This window comes from Rhodopseudomonas sp. BR0G17 (assembly GCF_010907025.1).
Lineage (GTDB): Bacteria > Pseudomonadota > Alphaproteobacteria > Rhizobiales > Xanthobacteraceae > Rhodopseudomonas > Rhodopseudomonas palustris_H.
In genome coordinates this window covers 1-412 of the sequence record NZ_QUML01000187.1, presented here as the reverse complement: position 1 = coordinate 412, position 412 = coordinate 1, and the positions used below count along the sequence as shown (strand labels likewise).

Genomic DNA, 412 nt, shown 5'->3' with positions numbered 1-412 from the left:
GCTTCGACCTGACAGAGGAATGGCCTCGGGCCGTTGAACTGGTGATGACGCCAGTGCTCCAGGAGCCGCTGGGTCGTACCGATAACTTGCCAGTCAGCAGGATTGCGCAGCGCCCGCCAGCTGTCGATATAGCCGCGGATTTCATCGATCAGAGCGTTTTCGGTGTCGGTTTCGAGGTCAAGCGCCCCCTGATCCTCGGTGGCCTTCTTCCGCGATGCGGATACCAGAACGATGAACCGCGACGGCCGGCATCTCCATCATGCTTGATGGTTTGTTGATGCAGTCTGCGCAACTTCAACACATCATCCAGCACATAAGCCGACGGTTGAATAACTGTCTCTTATACCCATCTGACGCTGCCGACCCCTCCTTACGTGTGAAGCTCTGGGTGCTCGGCATCCAGTCAACCACA

Annotated in this window: 1 protein-coding gene; it reads left to right on the top strand. The window is 57.3% G+C overall.

All coding sequences use genetic code 11. The features are described from left to right. A partial coding sequence (locus DY467_RS26370) for a hypothetical protein (protein ID WP_205502859.1) occupies nucleotides 1–278 on the top strand: 278 nt, incomplete at its 5' end. Nucleotides 279–412 lie beyond the last annotated feature (134 nt).